Origin of the sequence: Pseudoalteromonas sp. MMG013, from assembly GCF_018100885.1 — a bacterium.
Taxonomy (GTDB): Bacteria; Pseudomonadota; Gammaproteobacteria; order Enterobacterales; family Alteromonadaceae; genus Pseudoalteromonas; species Pseudoalteromonas aurantia.
In genome coordinates this window covers 31653-53399 of record NZ_JAGJEE010000010.1, presented here as the reverse complement: position 1 = coordinate 53399, position 21747 = coordinate 31653, and the positions used below count along the sequence as shown (strand labels likewise).

At 39.7% G+C, this 21747-nt stretch carries 22 protein-coding genes; 10 read left to right on the top strand and 12 right to left on the bottom strand.

What is annotated here, in order from left to right; genetic code table 11:
• Positions 1 to 40: 40 nt before the first annotated feature.
• Positions 41 to 1177, bottom strand: a complete 1137-nt coding sequence (locus J8L98_RS11325; protein WP_010364188.1) for a bifunctional tRNA (adenosine(37)-C2)-methyltransferase TrmG/ribosomal RNA large subunit methyltransferase RlmN — start codon at positions 1175 to 1177, stop codon at positions 41 to 43.
• A 202-nt stretch (positions 1178 to 1379) separates the two neighbouring features.
• The gene (ndk, locus tag J8L98_RS11320; protein WP_192505892.1) at positions 1380 to 1811 is read right to left on the bottom strand and encodes a nucleoside-diphosphate kinase; all 432 of its coding nucleotides are present in this window, start codon (positions 1809 to 1811) and stop codon (positions 1380 to 1382) included.
• Between the two features lie 257 nt (positions 1812 to 2068).
• On the opposite strand from ndk, the gene yegQ reads away from it, so the two are divergent.
• Both yegQ and J8L98_RS11310 read left to right on the top strand, forming a co-directional pair.
• Complete coding sequence (gene yegQ, locus J8L98_RS11315; RefSeq protein WP_210996501.1) at positions 2069 to 3421, top strand: tRNA 5-hydroxyuridine modification protein YegQ; 1353 nt, start codon at positions 2069 to 2071, stop codon at positions 3419 to 3421.
• Positions 3422 to 3429: 8 nt separating this feature from the next.
• Positions 3430 to 3681, top strand: coding sequence for a YfhL family 4Fe-4S dicluster ferredoxin (locus J8L98_RS11310; protein ID WP_210996500.1), 252 nt, complete (start codon positions 3430 to 3432; stop codon positions 3679 to 3681).
• Between the two features lie 51 nt (positions 3682 to 3732).
• On the opposite strand, the gene J8L98_RS11305 is transcribed toward J8L98_RS11310, so the two are convergent.
• The 4 genes from J8L98_RS11305 to J8L98_RS11290 all read right to left on the bottom strand — a co-directional run bounded on the left by J8L98_RS11305 (position 3733) and on the right by J8L98_RS11290 (position 8628).
• Positions 3733 to 5691 carry a hypothetical protein gene (locus J8L98_RS11305; RefSeq protein ID WP_210996499.1) on the bottom strand — a complete coding sequence of 653 codons (1959 nt, stop codon included), beginning with the start codon at positions 5689 to 5691 and terminating at the stop codon, positions 3733 to 3735.
• Between the two features lie 5 nt (positions 5692 to 5696).
• The gene (locus J8L98_RS11300; protein ID WP_210996498.1) at positions 5697 to 6146 is read right to left on the bottom strand and encodes a hypothetical protein; all 450 of its coding nucleotides are present in this window, start codon (positions 6144 to 6146) and stop codon (positions 5697 to 5699) included.
• Positions 6147 to 6629: 483 nt separating this feature from the next.
• A complete protein-coding gene (locus J8L98_RS11295) occupies positions 6630 to 7559 on the bottom strand; it encodes a porin (protein WP_210996497.1) in 930 nt (309 codons plus the stop codon).
• A 223-nt stretch (positions 7560 to 7782) separates the two neighbouring features.
• A complete protein-coding gene (locus J8L98_RS11290; protein ID WP_210996496.1) occupies positions 7783 to 8628 on the bottom strand; it encodes a LysR family transcriptional regulator in 846 nt (281 codons plus the stop codon).
• 489 nt (positions 8629 to 9117) lie between these two features.
• Between J8L98_RS11290 and J8L98_RS11285 the strand changes: the two genes are divergently transcribed.
• Positions 9118 to 10353 carry a response regulator gene (locus tag J8L98_RS11285; protein ID WP_210996495.1) on the top strand — a complete coding sequence of 412 codons (1236 nt, stop codon included), beginning with the start codon at positions 9118 to 9120 and terminating at the stop codon, positions 10351 to 10353.
• 37 nt (positions 10354 to 10390) lie between these two features.
• On the opposite strand, the gene rarD is transcribed toward J8L98_RS11285, so the two are convergent.
• Positions 10391 to 11269: an EamA family transporter RarD gene (rarD, locus tag J8L98_RS11280; protein WP_247682529.1), complete on the bottom strand. Its 879-nt coding sequence runs from the start codon at positions 11267 to 11269 to the stop codon at positions 10391 to 10393.
• 79 nt (positions 11270 to 11348) lie between these two features.
• Positions 11349 to 11804 carry a thioesterase family protein gene (locus J8L98_RS11275; protein WP_192505901.1) on the bottom strand — a complete coding sequence of 152 codons (456 nt, stop codon included), beginning with the start codon at positions 11802 to 11804 and terminating at the stop codon, positions 11349 to 11351.
• 104 nt (positions 11805 to 11908) lie between these two features.
• On the opposite strand from J8L98_RS11275, the gene recQ reads away from it, so the two are divergent.
• The 4 genes from recQ to J8L98_RS11255 all read left to right on the top strand — a co-directional run bounded on the left by recQ (position 11909) and on the right by J8L98_RS11255 (position 16453).
• Complete coding sequence (gene recQ / locus J8L98_RS11270) at positions 11909 to 13726, top strand: DNA helicase RecQ (RefSeq protein ID WP_210996493.1); 1818 nt, start codon at positions 11909 to 11911, stop codon at positions 13724 to 13726.
• An 18-nt stretch (positions 13727 to 13744) separates the two neighbouring features.
• Positions 13745 to 14041: a DUF3630 family protein gene (locus J8L98_RS11265; protein WP_192505902.1), complete on the top strand. Its 297-nt coding sequence runs from the start codon at positions 13745 to 13747 to the stop codon at positions 14039 to 14041.
• A gap of 77 nt (positions 14042 to 14118) precedes the next feature.
• On the top strand, positions 14119 to 15825 hold the full coding sequence (locus J8L98_RS11260) for a hypothetical protein (protein ID WP_210996492.1): 1707 nt from the start codon (positions 14119 to 14121) through the stop codon (positions 15823 to 15825).
• 49 nt (positions 15826 to 15874) lie between these two features.
• The gene (locus J8L98_RS11255) at positions 15875 to 16453 is read left to right on the top strand and encodes a mechanosensitive ion channel domain-containing protein (RefSeq protein ID WP_247682528.1); all 579 of its coding nucleotides are present in this window, start codon (positions 15875 to 15877) and stop codon (positions 16451 to 16453) included.
• 221 nt (positions 16454 to 16674) lie between these two features.
• On the opposite strand, the gene J8L98_RS25070 is transcribed toward J8L98_RS11255, so the two are convergent.
• Positions 16675 to 16797, bottom strand: a complete 123-nt coding sequence (locus tag J8L98_RS25070) for a hypothetical protein (protein WP_282098768.1) — start codon at positions 16795 to 16797, stop codon at positions 16675 to 16677.
• Positions 16798 to 17462: 665 nt separating this feature from the next.
• Here J8L98_RS25070 and J8L98_RS11250 point away from each other — a divergent pair.
• Positions 17463 to 17867, top strand: coding sequence for a hypothetical protein (locus J8L98_RS11250; protein WP_210996490.1), 405 nt, complete (start codon positions 17463 to 17465; stop codon positions 17865 to 17867).
• A gap of 272 nt (positions 17868 to 18139) precedes the next feature.
• On the opposite strand, the gene rpmG is transcribed toward J8L98_RS11250, so the two are convergent.
• The 3 genes from rpmG to radC all read right to left on the bottom strand — a co-directional run bounded on the left by rpmG (position 18140) and on the right by radC (position 19491).
• The gene (rpmG, locus tag J8L98_RS11245; RefSeq protein ID WP_010364212.1) at positions 18140 to 18295 is read right to left on the bottom strand and encodes a 50S ribosomal protein L33; all 156 of its coding nucleotides are present in this window, start codon (positions 18293 to 18295) and stop codon (positions 18140 to 18142) included.
• Between the two features lie 11 nt (positions 18296 to 18306).
• A complete protein-coding gene (gene rpmB / locus J8L98_RS11240) occupies positions 18307 to 18543 on the bottom strand; it encodes a 50S ribosomal protein L28 (RefSeq protein ID WP_010364213.1) in 237 nt (78 codons plus the stop codon).
• 273 nt (positions 18544 to 18816) lie between these two features.
• Positions 18817 to 19491, bottom strand: coding sequence for a DNA repair protein RadC (radC, locus tag J8L98_RS11235; RefSeq protein ID WP_192505907.1), 675 nt, complete (start codon positions 19489 to 19491; stop codon positions 18817 to 18819).
• 154 nt (positions 19492 to 19645) lie between these two features.
• Here radC and coaBC point away from each other — a divergent pair, with 154 nt between their 5' ends.
• Both coaBC and slmA read left to right on the top strand, forming a co-directional pair.
• Positions 19646 to 20839 (top strand): bifunctional phosphopantothenoylcysteine decarboxylase/phosphopantothenate--cysteine ligase CoaBC, encoded by a 1194-nt coding sequence (gene coaBC / locus J8L98_RS11230; protein ID WP_210996489.1) that lies wholly within the window; start codon positions 19646 to 19648, stop codon positions 20837 to 20839.
• Between the two features lie 118 nt (positions 20840 to 20957).
• Complete coding sequence (slmA, locus tag J8L98_RS11225) at positions 20958 to 21548, top strand: nucleoid occlusion factor SlmA (protein WP_192505909.1); 591 nt, start codon at positions 20958 to 20960, stop codon at positions 21546 to 21548.
• The last annotated feature ends 199 nt before the right edge of the window (positions 21549 to 21747 follow it).

Here is a 21747-nt window from a genome sequence, read left to right as displayed (position 1 = left end):
TCTGTTTTTTAGACAAAAGGGCTTTAATAAACTAATTTACTTAGCTGGCCTTCACAGAAACCGCAATCGCGTTATCTTCACGCATTTGTTTTTTCGCTAAACGTTTCGTTCTATCGACAACGTCCCCCACCAATTGGCCGCAAGCTGCATCGATATCATCGCCTCGTGTGCGGCGCACAATACAAGTCAAACCTGCGGCTTGTAATACTTTAGAGAAGCGGTCTATCCGGCTATTACTTGAACGACCATATTCGTTACCAGGGAATGGATTGAATGGGATCAAATTAATTTTTGATGGTGTCCCTTTTAATACTTTTACAAGTTCATGAGCTTGATCTGTGCTGTCATTAATACCTTGCAGCATGACATACTCAATAGTGACATCTTTATTGGCTTTAGAACCATCAATATAACGACGACAAGCCGCTAAAAACTCTTCAATTGGGTACTTTTTATTAATTGGCACCAAAACATCACGTAAATCATTGGTTGGTGCGTGCAGCGAAATAGCCAGCGCCACATCAATACGCTCTTTCAAAATGTCGAGTGCCGGCACTACCCCTGACGTACTCAAAGTGACACGGCGCTTAGATAAACCAAATGCCCAATCATCCATCATCAATTCCATCGCAGGAACAACATTGTTCACGTTAAGTAGTGGCTCACCCATCCCCATCATTACAACGTTCGTCACTGGGCGCTTAGTGCTATCACCATCATGTAAACCAATATCTTTTGCCACTCGCCATACTTGACCAATAATTTCAGATACTTTTAGATTGCGATTAAAGCCCTGCTGAGCCGTCGAGCAAAATGTACACTCAAGCGCACAACCAACTTGTGAAGACACACATAATGTGGCTCGGTCTTTATCTGGGATCCACACAGTTTCAACTTCCTGCCCACCTTCAAGTACCAAAGCGTACTTGATGGTGCCATCGCTGGCTTCTTGTCGAACTGAGATCTCTGGCGCGACAATCTCACAGTCAGCAGATAATTTTGCTTTAAGCTTTTTGTTGATATTGCTCATTTGCTCAAAATCATCAATACCAAAGTGATAAATCCATTTCATCACCTGATCCGCGCGAAACGGCTTTTCTCCGTACGATGCAAAAAGTTCGCGCATCCCCTCGCGATTAAGATCAAGTAAGTTAATTTTTTTCTCAGTGGTGGCCATGAAACAACCTCAATTCAGGTGACGGTATAACAACGATAAGGTAGCCGCGCATTGTACAAAAAACAGGCAAGCTTCACAATCATTGTTGATTGCTTTGCAAAAGGTTCATACCAAAGGCTGGTTAAACATTTTGCAAAACAGACTTTAAACAGAGACAAAAAAAGGGCTCGAAAGCCCTTCTTTCCTTTGCTTACACTCGATATTAACGAGTGCGTGCGCAAAGCTCTTCTTCAGCGAAGAAGTAAGCGATTTCACGTGCAGCAGACTCTGGAGCATCTGAACCGTGTACCGCATTCTCATCAATGCTGTCTGCGTAGTCAGCACGTAAAGTACCAGCTAGTGCTTCAGCAGGGTTAGTAGCACCCATGATTTCACGGTTTTTAAGTACTGCGTTCTCACCTTCAAGAACCTGAACCATTACTGGACCAGACGTCATGAAAGAAACAAGTGCGCCAAAGAAAGGACGCTCTTTGTGCTCTGCGTAGAAACCTTCAGCTTTCTCTTGAGAAAGGTGAACCATTTTAGAAGCAACGATCTTAAGACCAGCTGATTCGAAACGGTTATAGATTGCACCGATGTGGTTTTTAGCTACCGCATCAGGCTTGATGATTGAAAAAGTACGCTCTAAAGCCATCTTTTTTGCTCCAAAATAGTTTATGAATATTAACGGCCGCGAATTATACGCTTTTTGCTAGAAAAAACCTACTAGATTCGCCCGCTATCTTGACAAGGAAAAAGAGAGGCAAAGTAAATCGTCAGTCAATGAAATAATGATCTGCATCAAATAACCGCAACCAAGTGGCTATTATACTGCGCCGCTTTTCACTTTCACGTCAATTTTTGACCCCAACAGCTGGTTTGTACCCAGTTCTATGATGAGGTTTATTTACTATGTTTATACCAGAACTCCTTTCACCTGCCGGTAGTATAAAGAATATGCGTTACGCTTTTGCGTATGGTGCAGATGCAGTTTACGCAGGACAGCCGCGTTACAGCTTGAGAGTACGTAACAACGAGTTTGATTTAGACAACCTATCTTTGGGTATCAATGAAGCACATCAACAAAATAAAAAACTGTATGTCGTATCAAATATTGCCCCACACAATAGTAAAGTAAAAACCTATCTAAGAGATATTGAACCCGTTATTGCTATGCAGCCAGATGCGTTGATCATGTCGGATCCGGGCTTGATCATGCTTGTTCGAGAGAAGTGGCCAGATATGCCAATCCATTTATCTGTGCAGGCCAATGCCGTTAATTTTGCCAGTGTAAAGTTTTGGGCACAACAGGGGATAGAACGCGTTATTTTGTCTCGTGAGTTATCCCTTGATGAAATTAGCGAAATTCGCACTCTGTGCCCTAATACAGAATTAGAGGTTTTTGTACATGGCGCTTTATGTATGGCGTACTCTGGTCGCTGCTTGCTATCGGGATACATTAATAAGCGCGATCCAAATCAAGGGACATGCACCAACGCGTGCCGCTGGGAATATGATGCAAAGCCTGCTAAAGAAAATGAAACCGGCGATCTTGTACATCAAATTGACCCCAATGCTGTGGTCCCAACACTCGGCTTAGGTGCGCCCACCAATTCGACCTTTATGCTAGAAGAGCCTGGTCGACCAGGCGAATATATGCCCGCTTTTGAAGATGAGCATGGTACTTACATCATGAATTCAAAAGATTTACGTGCGGTACAATACGTCGAGCAACTTACAAAAATGGGTGTACATAGCCTCAAAATTGAAGGCAGAACCAAGTCTTTTTACTATGTTGCCCGCACGGCACAAGTCTATCGAAAAGCAATAGACGATGCGGTTGCTGGTAAACCTTTTGATCCGACATTAATGCGCACACTAGAGAACCTAGCACACAGAGGTTACACCGAAGGTTTTTTAAAAAGGCATGCGCATCAAGACTATCAAAATTATGAATACGGCCATTCAATCAGTGACAAACAACAATTTGTGGGTGAAATCCTTGGCAGACACAGCAATGGTTTAGTTGAAGTTGATGTTAAAAACAAATTTTGTACCGGCAATAGTCTTGAACTCATGACCCCAAAGGGCAATATTGCCTTTAATTTAGCGCATATGGAAAACAAAAAAGGACAGCGTATTGAAGATGCAAAAGGGTCGGGTCATATTGTACAGATCCCACTTCCAAAAGACATTAACTTAGATCATGCTATTTTAATGCGTAATTTGGGTGAAAACCAAGATACACGAAACCCATTTAAATAGGATTAACGATGGCTTTGTTAATTAATAATAAATGTATTAACTGTGACATGTGTGATCCGGAATGTCCGAATCAAGCCATTTATTTTGGTCAGAAAATTTACGAAATAGACCCAGATAAGTGCACTGAGTGTGTCGGCCATTATGATACACCAACTTGCGTAAGTGTCTGCCCAATTGATTGTATCAAGCCGGATCCCAATAGGCAGGAAAGCCTAGAACAATTGGCCGAAAAGTATTTACACTTAACGAATCAAGCATAATGTAGTTATGCTAAATTAGCCCTCTACAGCTAATTTAGCAATGAACTGATTTTAAGGTCCTAAATAACGACTAACCTCGTACGACTCTACATCTTGTAGCTGAGAGTATTTCCTTGTTAATTTACTAAAATAAATAGGCATTTTGAGCTTAAGTCGATGCAAACGCTGATAATGAAATTTATCTAGTATCGTATTATTTAATAAGTGCTCAAAAATAACCTTTTGCTCTTTATTTAAATAACCGACTTTGAAAGGAATAACTCGATCCAGAAATAAATGGAAAGTATCTCTCCCGAATTTATAACCATTTAAATACGGAAACCTCTCAATTAACTCTAATGCATGATCATAACTGCGCTCTGATATGCTTTTGTACAGCAAAGAAGGCGTTATTTTCCCAGTAGCTCGATAGTCTACCAAAAAGTGATGATATTCACCTGTTATAAGCTCCTGTGAAGGAAACTTATAAAAATCGATATACCAAGAACTCTTCATTGCGATATCAAGTGCTTTCTGGCCGATGCTAATGTACAACTTGTAAGTCAAATAGTTTTGTTCATGAGGAAGAGATTGATTACCTAGCTGAACAATCTCCGGCGTTATTTCATTGAAATTCTTCACACTACTATCAATCTTTGAAAAATCCTTAGTATCTCCTTTTGATATTAAATCCAAAATAAAAATTTCAGATAACACCGGGGATATATTAAAAAGAAAAGATACTTTCTCAGCATTACTATTGGCTGTCTTCCCTATCAAATATTCATCAGGCCTAAAACTATGAAACTTGGGTTCAATTTTTTCCAATGCTTGCTTCAGCTTTTGACAGCGATATCTATCTTCACTTAACTGCTCTTTCTTGTCTAACACCCCTCTCATTTCATCGACTAAAAGCACTTCTCTATCAATATTTCCAACTGTGCTCTGTATTTCAAATTCAATAGAATGTCTTAGCTCTATTGGCAGTTGAACACCTCCCGTCCCTAAAAGAGCACCTTTTTTATCTACGATGGGAACAACTCCGTGCTTTGCTAACTTTTTTAAATAAACTATATTATTTTCAGTAAGATTATTCGCAAGTAACTTATCTTTAATATACTTATTAGCTGGTGGAGTTAGCAGGTTATCCCTTTTAAATTTACCGCTTCTTTTTAGTACGATAGTTAGCTCAATGTTCTCTGACAATACTGAAGCTGTTAGCAAATCACCTAGATGACCATCTGAAAGCAATAATGGAGTTGTTAATTTATTACTATTATCAACAATGTCTTGTAAATTCTCAGGCTTAACATTTGCACCAATGGCTCCGTATAAAAGCGAAGAGCTTAAATTATTTGTTCTAAAAAAATAATCCCTGCTACTCTGTTGTATTTTTTCCCAATACAGTCCAAAAATAATTTCACTTGAAATAATTGAAAATTGATCGTTTTCACGCCAAAAAAAATGTTCATCTAACAAATGCAAATTAGATTCAAGCCAAGTATTGACACTATTTTCATCATTACTTTCTATTAAAGTAACTAATTTTTTATTTCGCTCTAACAGTCTTTCCCGTTCTTGGCTTTTTAAAACATCGTCACTCTTAACAATTTTCCTCTTAATTTCTTTATTTATATAATAATTCTTGTATAAAGAAATGGATTCATCGCCACTTATAATGTTTGCTTTTCGCAACTCATATAATGATTCTTCTATATCATTTCGCATCAGAAACGCGTCTAGTAATACAGCTTTCTCTGAATTAAACAACTTCAAATTACTAGCCAATTCAGAGTGACATTGTTCAGAATCATAAGCCAACTGAATCAGTTTCTCATCAAAAAAGATTACATCTTCTGTTGACGAGTTAATATTTTCGCTCTCAAATAGTTCTTTCTCTTTTTTAACCACCGAAGCTGAAGCTTCTTCATATTGCGTTTCATTAATTATATTTAAGTGACTTAGGCTCAACTCATAAAACAAAAAAAACATTGCACAACAAAAAAAGGTAATAAGACTTCTTCTCAACATACCGTTTATCTACTATTCTTTTCAATGATCACTTTTTTATTATCGCTATAAAAATCAAGCAATTCTTTATAATCCATATTCAATTTATAAAACCCTGAAAAATCACAATACCTTCCGTCTACATATTTATAGAAAACTTTAACCTTCCTCACCCACCCCATTGATTCAAAAGAATAAAAAATATAAACATTAACAAACTCAAGCTCCTTCATTTTTATTTCTTCATCGTCTAAAGACAAATAATCTTTATCCAAAACAACATGGCTGTATGATTTAAATGAGAAGACAAGAGAGAAAATAAAATATACAAAAAACACTGGCGTTAAGAAATAAAGTATCCTTATTTTACTCTCATTAATAAACTCAGGGTTAAAATGTAGAAAAACCCCATAAATAGAAAAACAAAGTGACACAACCACTTCATGATTAAGCAGTTTCTTTTTTAGCTTAAGCATAAGCTTCCTTAAATATAAAATGGGGTTTCCCCCCAAACGTTAAATCATATATGACTAAGGTATTTCACGATTTCTACAGTAAGGATCTGGAGAAATAACTTGATACATACATCTCAAGCTCCTCAATATTTTGTGCCTCATCAATGAGCAAGTTCAGTAAGAGTCCTCCTTTAGGTTGATTTTTCCACATTTTTTCTACTGGAATATCAAAACAGTCCCCATTAACATAACACTATCATATTCGTTATGCGTTCAAATTCCATATTTATTATTTTCATTTTATAAATAATGGAATTTTAACTTTATTTCCGTTTTTATGAAGGGTATGTTCGCAAGACGAGCGGGTATTTCACTTAGAAATACAAAAACTGATGGGTTATCGGTAACGTAGTTGAACTTTTAAAATGTCACTAAGTAGTTAATATTAGTAAATACAAAAAAAGCTCATATGATGAGCTTTTTTTTCTGAGGTTACTCTTGTTATTAGAACTTATATTCAATACCTGCGGCAACATAATCACGTTCAACTTGATTATCACCATCAAATGTTGAGTAGAAGCCATATAGCTTGGTGACTTTATTCAATTTGTGGTCAATGCCCACAGAAATACCGTCAATTTTGTCACCCAGATCAAAATCAATCACTTGATATTGCACTTTGAAGGTGTTTACACCCATACTGTAAGCCGCGTTTAACATATATCCATCAGCTTCATCTGAGCCATCTGAACGCTCCTGCATTTGATAAATCGCGCCCACTTTAATATCAGAGAATTTACCATGGATTGCAAAACGAACTGCATCATAGCCTTTTACTTCACTGTCTACAGCAATTGCTGCATAAACCGAACTCTTCTTCAGTTTACTGTCACCATATGTTAGCGCGGTTGAATAACCATTCTTACCGTCGCGGTCATCTTCAGCAATAAAAGTCCCTAGCAATTTAAAGCCACTAAAACTGTTCGACTTATATGAAATAGAATTTCCGAGTCTATTTTCACCTTTAAACAAATTTTTAATGTCGCCTTCAAGGTCATTGAATTGATCTAGTTTGCCTTGAGATTGTTTGTAAGCCGTATCATTTCGACCTATCACTACCTCACCGAAGTTGCCCTTTAAACCAACATATTGATTACGTGCTGTAATGTTATCTTTATCACCTTTTGAATCCGCATCAGACAAATCTACCTGAAACTCCAGCTTATAGATAACTTCTAAATCACTTCCTAGTTTTTCTGATCCCTTAAAACCAAAACGCGATGCGTTGCTTTTAATTTCAGTTGCAGAACCTTCACCTTCATCTGTTGATTGCACAGATACGTTTGCTTTACCATACACCTTAACATCAGCGTAGGCGTTGAATGATAGTGCACTTAATACAGACAGCAAAAGCGTTGATTGAACTAGTTTCATGTTTATATTCCTCAATATCGCAACACGTAATTTTTAGACAGGCGCAGTGTGCCAGCCCATAATGACAGAAATATTACACGGGAAATATTTTGGTAAAAAAGACTACTTGCAAATGAAATTAAAATGACATCAAGCTGACATAATAACCATAGATTCAATGATAAATAGCGAAACCAATATAAGACGATGAAAAAACAACGCCCCCTATTACACAGAAAAACCGCTACATAAATGCGGCCAATGAATCTACAGCAACCTCAATGGCAGGTAACTGACCACTGTCTTTGTGATAGACCGCAAACACCTCCTTAGATGACCCAGCCACAACATTAATATGGTACACCTCGCCACTTTTGAGCATGTCAGAAATTAGGTTCTGTGAAATAAAAGCACCGCCACCACGATTCATCATCAAATCAAGCGCAATTCGCCCAGTACTTGTTTTAAAGTAATAAGGCATCTGACCCTGGAACTGCTTTGCATGCCAAGTTGAAAATGTCTGTCCCCAATCAACGTACACATATTGAGTATCAAAAAACATCACAGCATCCGAGCACTCAAATGTACTAACGGGTAGGATGCTTAAGTGGCCGATAGATTTAACCACTAATCCATCGACTTTAGGCGGATCAAATAATACTGCTACATCTAAAGCTCGATCCAATAGCAACCGGGTACACTCTTGCAATCCTTTCACTTCAGCAGTTAATGACACATCAGGCAATGCAATAACCAGTTTGCCCATGTTAGACTGCAAAACTGCATCCCAAATATTAGCCGTCCCAGCGATTGATAATTGTGCCACCATATGATTGGAAAGCGCCACTTCTGCTTTCACACGTTGCATACCTGTAAGTATCATCTGCGCATGAGGCAACAACCGCTCCCCTGACGCCGTCAATTGAATGTTATTTCTTTGCCTAATAAAAAGCGTGGCACCAAGACTCTGCTCTAACTGCCGAATTCTAAAGCTGACTGCCGACTGTGTAATATATAAACCTTCCGCAGCACGACCAAAATGCCGTGTATTGACAACTTCTACAAACGTCCTCAATAGTTCAGTGTCCATTGCTTCTCCTCAATATAAAAATCCGTAATGTCGCTTTCTGGCTCGCAATTTACATTGCCGACTTGGGATTGATATGCCATAACCTGTGGAAGTGTAGTCCACTTGTGGTGCAATTTGAGTATTATTAAAACTTAGGGAGTTAGGAGGTAAATTACGGGGTAGTTAATTACCCAGCAGCGGGAAAATAAGAGACACTCTCGCAATGCGTCACCAAAGAAAATACCATGAGCCTACAAGTTAATAAGCGTGTATCGCGATACACTGCGCGCCTCACTACCAATTTCGGAATAACATACTGGCAGTGATATATCCTTCTAAATTGAGGAATTACGTTCCTTACTTGTTATCATCATTATTTCGTCTAGTATTATTACAATATAACGAAAAACAATTAGTTATAAACCTGTACCCCACATTAGTCATTGCTTTTTTGGCGAGATAGGTTTACAACTATGTTGTGCGTATTAGCGAACGACTAGGCTTATATAAGTGACTCGACGAATACTTATCATTGAAGATACACCCACAATTGCCAAAGTACAGAAACACATCGCAGTGTCTTCTGGTTATACGGCTGATATTGCCGGTTCACTCGCGGAAGCTAAAGCGCTTGTAAGCCAAAATCAGTACTTTTGCGCCGTCGTTGATTTCATTTTACCAGATGCCCCCAACGGAGAAGCAATTCCGTGCACCATTAAGGCAGAAATTCCAACCATCGTTATGACGGGAAATTTAGACATCAAAACACGGGAAACCGTCGAAAAATATCCCATTATTGATTACATCACAAAAGAAAATAAGCAAGCCTACCAATATTTAAAAAGACAACTACAACGTTTACCTCGTAATGAAAATGTACAAGTACTCGTTGTTGATGACTCTCGACAAACAAGGCGCTATATCAGCGCACTTCTAGAGCGACATAAGTATCAGGTCTTGGAGGCAAAAGATGGTCAAGAAGGGCTTGAGGTACTACAAAACAATCCCGAGATCTCGGTGATTATTACCGATAATGAAATGCCACGAATGAGTGGTGTTGAGCTGTGTGGTGAAATTCGTCGACTCTACAGTGACGATGATATTGCCATTATTGGTATTTCTGGATCTAATGCATCTCATTTATCTGCGCGCTTTTTGAAAAATGGTGCGAACGACTACCTCCGAAAACCCTTTAATGCCGAAGAGTTTTATTGCCGTTTGAGTCAGAACGTAGATATGCTCGATAATATCGCAACTATCCGCCTTCAAGCTAATACGGATTATTTAACCAAATTACCTAATCGGCGTTATTTTTTCGAGCAAACCACTAAAGTACTTAAGTCAAAAGCGCTGAAGCAACAAAGTAGTACCTTGGCAATGATTGATATTGATCATTTTAAAAGTATTAATGATCAATATGGCCACGATGCGGGAGATGATGTGCTCAGTGCACTCGCGGTCTGCTTCAAGAAATTCTTCGAACATGATTTGGAGGCACGCTTAGGCGGCGAAGAATTTGCCGTTTTCTTCCTCCAAGGCAGTGTAGAAGAGAACTTGAAACAACTAGAACTCTTTAGGCAGTATTTAGATGCAAACAGTGCCTCTATGACTCCCCACAAAATCCACTTTACTATTTCTATTGGGTTTGTATCTATGGCAGAGCAAAAAATAGATGCACTTTTAAAAGCCGCCGACGTAAAACTCTATGATGCAAAAGAGGAAGGTCGAAATAGAGTGGTAAGTTAGGGCATACTGATTGCCCTAACCAGTTATTCGTTATCCGTTACTTTGATGAACGATATGTATCCCAACTAAATAGCGCCAATGCACTCCAAATACATGCAAAAGTCACTATACGCTCAGTAGAAAAAGACTCCCCATATAATGCTACAGCCAATACAAACATCAAACTAGGGCCTATATATTGAAACAAACCTAATGTTGAATAGGCTAAACGTTTAGCCGCAGCAATAAAGCACAATAATGGCAAAGTGGTGACTATGCCCGCACTAATCAAAAGTAGATTAATTAAATCTGAATTTTGAGCCATATTCGTGGTTGTTGATGGTTCACTGACCCACCAGTAAATAATGGCTGCGGGTAATAAAATTAAAGCTTCGAGCAATAGCCCAGGTAAAGACTCTACAGGCATTTTCTTTCGCAATAAGCCGTAAATCGCAAATGAACTGGCCAGTGAAAATGCAATAACAGGGAAAGAGCCAAAGCTAATCACTTGTAACGAGACACCGGCTACAGCGAGCCCTACAGCGACTTTCTGCCATTTTCTCAACCGTTCCGCTAAAAAGACCACTCCCAAAAGGACATTAAGTAATGGGTTAATATAATATCCGAGACTCGCATCTAGCATATGTCCATTATTGACCGCCCATATAAATAAGCCCCAATTAAAACCCAATAAAGTGGAGCTTAAGCATAATAACAACACTAACTTTGGTTGCTTTATGACCGGGGCTACTTTATGCCATTGCTTCATTAGCGCAATAATCGCCAGTAAAAACAACACTGACCATACGATTCGGTGAGTTAAAATCTCTAAAGCATCGATATGATCGAGTTGCTTAAAGTAAATCGGTGCAAGCCCCCACATTAAAAATGCAAGTACTGCGTAAATGTACCCTTGTTTGTTAAGACTGGTTGGCATATGTATCATATCTGATGCAAAGAGGAGGGCATTATACGTGCTAATTATGAAATAATGCAGTTTCAGTGATATAAAATATTTAGCCGACTAAATAGGTCCCTGTACCAAAGGCGATTTGTATTCCTTCATCATTATGAAGCTCCATTCTACACACACATACTTTGTTGCCAGCACGAATAAGACTGGCACTTGCTATGAAGTACTTCCCTCGGCCTGGCCGTAAGAAATCAGTACGAATGTCTATTGTGCCAAGGGTTGCTAACTTTTTTGGCACTGTATGGAGTACGTCAACCTCAAGTTTATCAACAATCGATGCTGCTGCCAGCATGCCACCAACATTATCTAATACGGCAGAAATAACACCGCCATGTAGAATCTTTTGTGACGGATTACCAATTAACTCATCTTTCCAAGGTAATTGAATTTCTGCACATTCCGCATCTAAATGATTAACCCTAATAGCCAAAAACTGATTAAACGGCATTTTATCAACAAAAATTTCAGCTACTGTCGTTATGATTTGTGACTTATCCATACTCCCCCCTCTCCTCTGACCAGTTAACGTTACGCGCAATTGCGTATTTTTTCAAGGTTGGAAAGTTACAGACAAGTGGGTTAAAAACCTCTAAAATGCTCGCGATGGATAATCTTGCACACACCAATACACAACATGATGCTAAATCTGTACTCAAAAATATTTTTGGTTATAGTGAATTTCGAGATGGCCAACTCGCCGTTATCGAAGCAGCCCTAGCACGTCAGGATAGCTTAGTTCTACTTCCCACTGGAGGTGGAAAATCGCTATGCTATCAAGTTCCTGCATTGGTTCTTGATGGTATTACCCTCGTTGTTTCGCCCTTAATTTCTTTAATGCAAGATCAAGTTACGCAATTGCAAGCACTGGGTGTTGCTGCTGAATATATAAATAACAGCGTCCCAAAAGAACAACAACAAGCCATATATCAACGCCTGCATCACGATGAAGTCAAGCTACTTTATGTGGCACCCGAAAAAGTGTTGCAGTACGACTTTATCGAACGTATGCGACATTTAAAAATCAGTTTATTTGCCATTGATGAAGCGCATTGTGTGTCACATTGGGGACATGACTTTAGACCTCACTACTGCCGCCTCAGCGAGTTAAAACATCACTTTCCAACGATTCCAATGATGGCATTAACGGCAACAGCAGATACCGCAACGCGCCATGACATTGTTAGCCAACTCAGTTTACAAAATCCTTATGTGCATACTGGTAGCTTCGATAGGCCCAATATTCGCTATACTATAGAAGAGAAATTCAAGCCATTATCGCAGCTAATGCGCTATTTAAAAGAGCAAAATAATCAAAGCGGTATTATTTATTGTACGAGTAGAAAGCGCGTTGATGAGATCTCTGAAAAGCTGGCTGATGCCGGTTTTAATGCCGCGGCATATCACGCTGGGATGAGCAATGAACAGCGTCAATTTGTACAAAGTGCTTTTGCGCGAGATGACATACATATTGTAGTTGCAACGGTTGCATTTGGAATGGGAATTAATAAACCCAACGTACGATTTGTACTGCACTACGATATTCCTAAAAGTATTGAAGCGTATTACCAAGAAACAGGCCGCGCTGGACGTGATGGTTTAGCTGCCGAAGCCATTATGTATTTCGACCCTGCTGATATTGGTCGCGTAAAACGCTTTTTTGAGGACATTGAAGACGAGCACCGCCGGCGCGTTGAAGAGCAACGCTTTAACGCGATGGCAAGCTTTGCAGAAGCACAAACTTGCCGTCGCCAAATACTGTTAAATTATTTCAGTGAATATAAAAGAGAGCCATGTGGCAACTGCGATATTTGCCTAAATCCACCTACGTGCTTTGATGGCACTTTAGTGGCCCAACAAGCGTTATCCTGTGTATACCGCGCCGAGCAACGCTTTGGCTTAGGTTATATTGTAGATGTGCTACGCGGTGCCAATACCAGTCGCATTCGGGATAATCAACATCATGAGTTAAGTACTTATGGGCTAGGCAAAGACAAAAGTAATGAGTTTTGGTTAAGTGTACTAAGGCAACTCATCCACCATGGACTTCTAAATCAAGATATTACTCAAGGAGCAAGTCTTAAACTCACTGAAGCTGCACGTTCAGTGTTAAAAGGGGAATACGCCTTACAATTGGCTGAACCACGTTTACAGGCGAAACACGTTTATCAAGATAAACTCGCCCAATTCAATTACGACAAGAAATTGTTTGCTAAGTTACGCAGTCTACGTAAACAGTTAGCCGATGAAGACGATGTACCTCCTTATGTGGTATTTAATGATAAAACACTCGCTGAAATGGCACAACTCACCCCGACGACTGATGGCGAGTTCCTATCGGTGTCTGGCGTTGGTTTTACTAAACTCAGTAAATATGGCGCGCCGTTTATGCAACTTATCCGTAATTACCTTGCCTCATGCTAATCTAACTTAGGGCCATTTATGACACAAATAACATTCGATGCCGCCTACAATGTGCTCTTAATTCATGTTCCGGAAATACCAGAAGCAGATGAATATTTATTTTGGGCAAAACTATTTTTGCATCAAGAAGCGCTCACTATTATTGAAGAACTCGAGGGGGCCGATCGTCATCAAACCCGCTTTAGCTATGGAAATAGCACATTTAATATGAACTTCGAGCATTATACAGACAGTATTTGGATAGCGCCCGAGGGCACCGAATCTGAAGAGCAACTCGTTAATTTATCTAAATATTTACTAACAAGTTTTCAATAATCAGATAGACTTAAGAAATAGATTATGGTCATAGTGATCATAATAAATTTCAGTCAATTGATTGTTTGTGGAGCTTTATGCTAGCGAGTATAAAAACACAACTTGCACTCATACTGTGCTTAGTTGCCTCATTTTCTGGCTACAGTGAAACTTCTGTGTTCGCCCACACTGACTCAACTCAATGTGCAAACAAGGGCGATAATGTCGTTCACGATATACCATTGACGCGGCAACTTGATACTCACGCACAATTACCTGTGCAGGCTCCGGGGAAAACCATAACGGCTATCAAACTACAGCAATTGAATGTTTTTGACACTAGCCTGCCCGAAGAAGATAACCCCGTATTTCGCTTTGCAAACCGCACGCATATTACCACCAAACCAAACGTGATCATGGCGCTCCTATTGTTCGAGCAAGGTGATGACTATTCAATCAAAAAAGTAGTGGAGTCAGAGCGCTTATTGCGACAGCAGAGCTATCTGTATGATGCTCGAATTTACGCTGATGAAAATTGTGATGGCACTATAAATATCACGGTCGTCACGCGCGATTTATGGACGCTCTTACCTGATTTAAGTTTTAGCCGCAGTGGCGGTGAAAACTCATCTCGTATCGGCTTTAGAGAGAGTAACCTATTTGGTTGGGGGAAACGCCTGTCACTCACCCATACTAAAGATCAAGACCGTTCTGGTTACCTATTTGTATACGATGACCCAAACATTTTATCTACGCGTTATCGTGGCCGAGTTGAATATGCTGATAATGATGATGGTTCACGGCATTATGTTGGTGTCAATTACCCCTTTTTTTCTACCGATACGCCATACAGCTACGGTATATTAAATTATAAAGATGAACGAAATGAGTCTCTATATCAAGATGGAGAAACCATTTCTGAGTTCTCACAGCACAGCGATATTAGCCAAATTTACTTTGGTCATGCCCAGCAGCTTAATAATAACTGGACACAGCGCCTTACTCTGGGTTATCAATACGATCAGCAAACCTTTAAAAAGTTAGCCAATACCACTTTGCCGCTGGCCCACAATCGCACATTGAGTTACCCCTATATACAAGGTCAATGGTTAGAAGATAAGTTCATAAAGGTCCGTAATTTTGATTCGATATATCGTACTGAAGACTTGAACCTAGGTTGGAATATTAATGCACTGCTTGGTTATTCAGATAAAGCACTCAGTGATAATGACAATCACTTTATCTACCAATTTTCCGCGAGCAAAGCCCATTACACTTCAGATCACAGTTTGTGGCGTATCAACCTATCACTGTCTGGTCAGTGGAATAGCCAAGCAAATACCGCAAGAAACTTTGTTACCCAAGTAGGCGCCCAATATTACTTAAATACCACTATCCAAGACTCATGGTATGCCAATATACAACTGAGATTTGCAAAAAACTTAACAGCAGATCAACAACTTACCTTGGGCGGAGAAACTGGCTTAAGAGGCTTTCCCATCAACTACCAGCATGGCAGCAAAAGCGTACTCGTAAACATAGAGCGGCGCTATTATTGGGAATATGATTTACTGCAACTCTTTAAAGTTGGCGGAGCCGTTTATTTTGATATTGGTCGAGTTAGAGGTAACACACTGGTGCATAGTGATCCTAATTATTTGAAAAACCTTGGAGCGGGACTGCGCTTAGCTCCCAGTCGTGCCAATGCCGGACTCGTCTTACATTTAGATGTCGCAGCCCCCCTTAACGGCCCCGATGACGTAGACAATGTACAATGGCTTTTTACTGTCAAAAACCGCTTTTAAAGGTTTAAGGTACCACTATGGCTATACATATTTAACGAGCACTTTTATTTTGACTGACCTAACGCTATTTTTAGATTTTATTTTGGCACAATACAAACTGGTCATCACTGGCCTAATCATTCTACTTTTTCCTATATTAATGCGCTTGAGCATACATTTACTTACCCAGCTCACTCGCGGAAAAATTGATATGCACCGCCAACAAAGAGCCAAGCTTTTACTGCGTGTCATTGTCGCAGTTTTGTTAGTTTGCCTATTGCTTATGTTTTGGGGGATCGAACTAAAAGGGTTATTGGTGCTAGGTTCTTCGTTGTTTGCCATGCTCGGTGTAGCCTTGTTTGCAGGGTGGTCGTTACTGAGTAATTTAACGTCCTTTCTCATTCTGTTTATTCAAAATGACTGCCGTATAGGGTTTTGGGTACGGGTTATTGATGGCAGCAACTTTGTTGAAGGTCGTATTTCTGAAATGGGCTTAATGAATGTGATTCTAGAACATATTGACGGCCATAAAGTTATTTACCCGAACAATATATTTGTCACTCGCCCTGTTATGATTTTATGTAAAGCGCCGAACAAGCGCAGTTCATTACCAGAAAAGCGTCTATTGAGGCCAAAAAAATCAAGGTAGGCCACATGATCGAAGCCACCTTATTATTGAACCTGCACTTAACTGATAAATGTTACAAAGCACCTACAAATCAAATAACTAACAACTCAAACCTGACAAATTAGTCATTTTTTATAGTGCAAACCGTCAGTGCTAACAATCGTTGACTATGACTAAAAAATTCAATGTAGTCATATCTAAAAGTAGCGGTGTCGAATTATTTCACTCACTGTGCCTTTAGATTACTTATCCTCTTTTAATATTACGGATACTGCCATGCTTACCTTATCTGGGTATTCAAATAACACTTGGTGACTCGCATTTTCTAACGGAATGTGCTCACCTTCTGTGTTGCTCGCTATCATCCTACTCCACTCAGTACCCTGTACTTGCCATCGAATCAATGAAGTTTGCTCTTCCCTTCTACCTTTGCTATATCTAAACGCTCGACCATACACTCAATGCCATCACATGGAGCGCCAACAACAATGAGCTCTACCTTGCTAATAAAAAATCACTATTTCTTTTTGATTTAAAAACCAAACAATCACATGCTATTGCACAAATGAGCAGCCCAATACACTCGTTGGCTACGAGCTTAATCAATGATCACAATAAACTCTTTATTAGCTTGTTTGATATCAGCACTAAATTACAAACATTCAATATCAAACAAAAATCGACCCAAACTTTTTATAGTAATGCTGCATTAAACCGATTGCCACAGGCCCTCCACAACAATACCATGATATTTATTTCAAATGCTGCCCACCAGCACGATCTATGACTATATAAAAATAAGCAAGAAAAACACGTCGTTTTACCTTTTGAGTTTGGCTTCACACGCTACCAACCTAATTTTGATCATGAATATATCACTTTTGAAAAGTTCGGAGCGGTCTATGAATATGAGATTAAAACTGGAAATACCACTAAAATATTTGAGGAATCACATCAGGCATATGTCATAAATTACAATGAAAATAGTCAAAACCTAATATATAGCAGTAATAAAAGTGGCCAATGGCAATTGTGGCTATTCGATCGTCAAGACAACAGTCATCAACAATTGACGACTAAAGGAGGGTATAGTGGTTATGCATACAATGGAAAGGTATACTTCAGTAAAAGAAATCACTCGGGCCTTTGGGGTCTAAAAAATCAAACTGAACAACTTATCATTAAAGATTTCAGTAATATAAATTGGCTCAATTGGCAGTTAATTGACGGTAAAGTTTTTTTCTATCGCGCTGAGTCCGGCGTTTGGAAATTTGATTTAGATTCAAACACTGAACAGCTTGTTATGTCCGCTCCACCCAATTTTACTCATCAATATACCGTCCATCCAGACCAGAGCGCAATCACCTATGTACAGGCACAGCCAATGCAAAGTGATATACATATTTTAAGCTTAAATAAGCTCAGGTTTGGATAAGGGTTTTGGAATAGAAAATGTTTTGAAAACAAACTTACGTACAATCCAATGATGATATTTTGTTCAATATCAAAGCGCTTTTATGCAGTAATAGCGGGCTATTACAAATGGAGGCAACGCCGAGAGTGAGAAAAATAGCTTTATTGGGCAAATTTGCTTATCCAGAGCTGAGGTTAACTAGCTATACTGCGAAATGCTTAAGTGTCATCACATATCACAGAAACAAAAAACCCAGCCTAAGCTGGGTTTTTAATATTCTTTCAAAAGCAAAATTACTTGATTTTTGCTTCTTTGAAAATCACATGTTTACGAACCTTAGGATCGAACTTTTTGATTTCCATTTTTTCAGGCATGTTACGCTTGTTCTTGTCGGTAGTGTAGAAATAACCAGTACCAGCAGTAGAAACTAAACGGATCTTATCACGCATATCCCAGCTCCTTAAACTTTTTCGCCGCGAGCACGGATTTCAGTAAGAACCGCGTCGATGCCTTTTTTATCAATAATACGCATACCTTTAGTGGTAGTACGTAGTGAAACGAAACGTTTTTCGCTTTCAACCCAGAAACGGTGAGTTTGTAGGTTAGGTAGGAAGCGACGCTTAGTAGCGTTGCGCGCGTGTGAACGGTGATTACCAACCACTGGGCGCTTACCTGTAACTTGACAGACTTTAGACATGTCTATGTATCTCCAATAACTTCGCTCGAGCTTTTAATTTCCCCTTGGACAATACTGTGGCCCCAGGGTAAATCAGAGGGCGCTCTTTATACAGCATATACAGGTAGAGATCAAGGATCTGATCCTATCTAATCAGCTCATGTGTAAATTTGATAGCGGCCAATTATAATGATCGAATGCCGTTAGGGAAAGTAAAAACTGCATTTAAATTAAACTATTTTACAAAAAGGCCCACAAAGCGATGTTTTTTACAGCTTTATAGTGTCAACCCAGCTAAATTAGGCCTCTTTGCGCAAAAGAAACACACTGCTCAGCTGCAACAATCAAATGATCCAAAACCGCAATATCAACCAAAGCCAACGCTTTTTGCAATTTTTGGGTAATTAATTTGTCTGCTTGGCTTGGTTCAGCCAAGCCACTGGGATGATTGTGGGCAAAAATAATCGATGCAGCATTATGCTTTAATGCTGCTTTAACCACTTCTCTTGGGTAAACTGATGCAGCATTGATGGTGCCTCTAAACAAAATTTCATCTGTGATTAATCGATTTTGATTATCCAAATAGAGCACCATAAATACTTCATGGTCGAGTCCTCTTAGCTGTATCGTTAAATAATCATTAACTGCATTTGGTGAATCTAAAATATTGCTACGATGGCACTGCTCTTTTATATAACGCTTACTTAACTCTAGCACAGCTTGTAGTTGTACATACTTTGCTTCTCCTAGTCCTTTAAAAGCCGAGAAGTCTGCCAAGTTAGCATTAAAAAGGTTATGAAGTGATTTACTCTGTACTAATAAATAATCAGCCAGCTCAATGGCGTTCATCCCTTTTATGCCGGTACGTAAAAAAATAGCAAGTAATTCTGCATCGGTTAACCTACTGGCTCCTTGAATTAACAACTTCTCTCTTGGGCGGTCATGCTTTGGCAGCATTGTTAGTTGCATTTTCTATCCTTAGTGATGCACCTGTGTAAACAAAAGTGTAGTCAGTCATTGATGAATTTCAAAGACGCGTGTACTGCTTACCTAAACAGCACCGCTTCTGTGTGGTATCTTTAACACCATCGTGAAATTAAATTATTCTATGGTGAGCTAAGTTATGGGCCAACCAATTAAAAATATTGTCCTCGGGATCAGTGGGGGTATCGCAGCATATAAATGTGCAGAGCTTGTCAGAAGGCTGAGTGAACGAGGCTGTCGCGTCAAAGTCGTGATGACCGAGTCAGCCAAACACTTTATTACCCCACTGACAATGCAAGCTGTATCGGCAGAGCCCGTCGCAGATTCATTACTAGACCCAAGCGCTGAAGCCGCAATGGGCCACATAGAGCTGGCAAAATGGGCTGATTTAATTTTAGTCGCTCCAGCAAGCTGTAATATTCTAGCGAAAATGGCGCAAGGTATTGCCGATGATTTACTCACCACTTTACTATTAGCCACGCCCGCCAAAGTGGCTGTTGCACCGGCAATGAATCAGCAAATGTATGCCCATGCAGCGACACAAGCAAACTTGGACACACTGCAGACACGAGGAGTCGAAATTTGGGGTCCAGGTAAAGGAGAACAAGCCTGTGGTGATATCGGTGCGGGGAGAATGCTTGAACCACTAGAACTCGTAGAACATTGCTTAACAGTATCTCACGAACCACTTTTTGCAGGGAAAACCATTACCATCACAGCTGGGCCAACCAGAGAAGCGCTCGACCCGGTACGATTCATTAGTAATCATAGTTCCGGAAAAATGGGGTATGCAATTGCACAAGCCGCACTCTCATTAGGCGCAAAAGTGAACATCATCTCTGGCCCAGTCGCCATTGCCCCCCCTTCGCACGCCAAAGTCTTCCCAATAGAAAGTGCAGAAGACATGTTAAAATCGGCCATGCATTTAGCACCTCAATCTGATATTTTTATTGGCTGTGCAGCGGTTGCAGACTATCGTGCAGCGACTATCTCAGATCAAAAAATTAAAAAACAAGGTGACGAAATCACACTCACCATGATCAAAAACCCCGACGTGATAGCACACGTGGCAGCGCTTAAAGCACAGCGCCCGTATACCGTTGGTTTCGCAGCAGAGACTCAAAATACCTCGGTCTATGCACAAGATAAACTCAAAAATAAAAACTTAGATATGATCTGTGCCAACGATGTGTCTGTGCAAGGTCTCGGGTTTAATGCAAACAACAATGCGCTCACTCTATACTGGCCTGATGATAGTCTAAATTTACCAGCTACGAGTAAACAGCAGCTGGCAATGCAACTCTTACACGCATTAGCCAAACGTCTTAAGTAAGTGGTTTTGAAAATACTGGCACGAAACTGAATAAAACATTAACATATGGATCCAAGTATATGTGTAAACAGCTTGGGGTTTGCACTGACCATAATAACGATAATATAAAGGAAGGTTCATGCCAGCGACCAAACGCAGTAACCGCAAAGAGCAAATACTTCAATCTCTCGCACAAATGTTAGAAACGAGCCCAGGTCAACGCATCACTACTGCAAAATTGGCTGCTGAGGTGGGCGTTTCAGAAGCCGCACTATATAGACACTTTCCCAGTAAAGCTCGGATGTTTGAAGGCTTGATTGAGTTTATCGAAGACACTTTACTCTCTCGTATTAATTTGATCTTAGATAATGAGAAAGAAACTCAGAGCCGTGTTTATAACATCTTGGTACTCTTACTGACATTCTCAGAAAAAAACCCAGGGATAACCCGCATCCTAACAGGTGATGCACTGCAAGGTGAACAAGAGCGTCTGCGTGAACGCGTGCAAAGTTTCTTCGAAAAGCTAGAAACACAATTTAAACAAGTGTTACGAGAGCGAAAATTACGAGAGGGTAAAACCTTTTTAATTGATGAAGCTGCTTTGGCTAATTTTTTTCTCGCCTACGTAGAAGGTAAAATGAATCAATTCGTGCGCAGCGACTTTACTGCGCGTCCCAGTCAACAATTTGAAACTCAGTGGCTTGAGCTTCAAAAGATCTGGTTAAACTAAAATGCCCTACTCACTTGAGTAATTTGAGTGAGTAGAGTATCTCCTCTTAGCTACTTTTCTCTTAAATTCACGCGTTATCGCGCCTTTAGGGTTTCTGATACTCTGTGACACGCTATCTATCTGGTTAACCTGCACGCTAAACGCACGACACTTTATTTACCCTACAAAAAAGTGCTAAAACTGACCATAAGTCTAAAAA

Excerpts from the sequence above, each read along its gene's own strand:
- J8L98_RS25070 (WP_282098768.1), bottom strand. The coding sequence starts at position 16,797 with ATGATAGCGAGCAACACAGAAGGTGAGCACATTCCGTTAGAAAATGCG.
- J8L98_RS11300 (WP_210996498.1), bottom strand. The coding sequence starts at position 6,146 with ATGCTTAAGCTAAAAAAGAAACTGCTTAATCATGAAGTGGTTGTGTCA.
- J8L98_RS11305 (WP_210996499.1), bottom strand. The coding sequence starts at position 5,691 with ATGTTGAGAAGAAGTCTTATTACCTTTTTTTGTTGTGCAATGTTTTTT.
- rarD (WP_247682529.1), bottom strand. The coding sequence starts at position 11,269 with ATGCCAACCAGTCTTAACAAACAAGGGTACATTTACGCAGTACTTGCA.
- J8L98_RS11295 (WP_210996497.1), bottom strand. The coding sequence starts at position 7,559 with ATGAAACTAGTTCAATCAACGCTTTTGCTGTCTGTATTAAGTGCACTA.
- J8L98_RS11325 (WP_010364188.1), bottom strand. The coding sequence starts at position 1,177 with ATGGCCACCACTGAGAAAAAAATTAACTTACTTGATCTTAATCGCGAG.
- J8L98_RS11290 (WP_210996496.1), bottom strand. The coding sequence starts at position 8,628 with ATGGACACTGAACTATTGAGGACGTTTGTAGAAGTTGTCAATACACGG.
- slmA (WP_192505909.1), top strand. The coding sequence starts at position 20,958 with ATGCCAGCGACCAAACGCAGTAACCGCAAAGAGCAAATACTTCAATCT.
- J8L98_RS11310 (WP_210996500.1), top strand. The coding sequence starts at position 3,430 with ATGGCTTTGTTAATTAATAATAAATGTATTAACTGTGACATGTGTGAT.
- J8L98_RS11260 (WP_210996492.1), top strand. The coding sequence starts at position 14,119 with ATGCTAGCGAGTATAAAAACACAACTTGCACTCATACTGTGCTTAGTT.
- yegQ (WP_210996501.1), top strand. The coding sequence starts at position 2,069 with ATGTTTATACCAGAACTCCTTTCACCTGCCGGTAGTATAAAGAATATG.
- coaBC (WP_210996489.1), top strand. The coding sequence starts at position 19,646 with ATGGGCCAACCAATTAAAAATATTGTCCTCGGGATCAGTGGGGGTATC.
- J8L98_RS11265 (WP_192505902.1), top strand. The coding sequence starts at position 13,745 with ATGACACAAATAACATTCGATGCCGCCTACAATGTGCTCTTAATTCAT.
- J8L98_RS11275 (WP_192505901.1), bottom strand. The coding sequence starts at position 11,804 with ATGGATAAGTCACAAATCATAACGACAGTAGCTGAAATTTTTGTTGAT.
- radC (WP_192505907.1), bottom strand. The coding sequence starts at position 19,491 with ATGCAACTAACAATGCTGCCAAAGCATGACCGCCCAAGAGAGAAGTTG.
- rpmB (WP_010364213.1), bottom strand. The coding sequence starts at position 18,543 with ATGTCTAAAGTCTGTCAAGTTACAGGTAAGCGCCCAGTGGTTGGTAAT.
- ndk (WP_192505892.1), bottom strand. The coding sequence starts at position 1,811 with ATGGCTTTAGAGCGTACTTTTTCAATCATCAAGCCTGATGCGGTAGCT.
- rpmG (WP_010364212.1), bottom strand. The coding sequence starts at position 18,295 with ATGCGTGATAAGATCCGTTTAGTTTCTACTGCTGGTACTGGTTATTTC.
- recQ (WP_210996493.1), top strand. The coding sequence starts at position 11,909 with ATGGATAATCTTGCACACACCAATACACAACATGATGCTAAATCTGTA.